Here is a 279-nt window from a genome sequence, read left to right on the forward strand (position 1 = left end):
AGCTCAGAACGTGTTCAAATACAGGGGCTACAGGTAGACAAAAGTACCCGGACTGTGACCTTACAAGGCCAGGCCATAGAAGTTTCGTCCAAAGAGTTTGATCTGCTGTGGTTACTAGCGAAATCAGCAGGTGAACTGGTGACCCGCGATTATCTCACCAAATCGCTGCGTGGGGTTGAGTACGACGGCTTTGATCGTTCTATTGATCAACGTATTTCCCGTCTACGCAAGAAACTCGGTGACGATCCGGTTTCGCCATTTCGTATCAAAACGGTGTGG

Annotated in this window: 1 protein-coding gene; it reads left to right on the forward strand. The window is 49.1% G+C overall.

Translation table 11 applies throughout. The features are described 5' to 3' along the window. A partial coding sequence (locus tag CWB98_RS23815; protein WP_171045763.1) for a winged helix-turn-helix domain-containing protein occupies positions 1 to 279 on the forward strand: 279 nt, incomplete at both ends.

The sequence above is a fragment of the Pseudoalteromonas rubra genome (assembly GCF_005887115.1).
GTDB lineage: Bacteria > Pseudomonadota > Gammaproteobacteria > Enterobacterales > Alteromonadaceae > Pseudoalteromonas > Pseudoalteromonas rubra_F.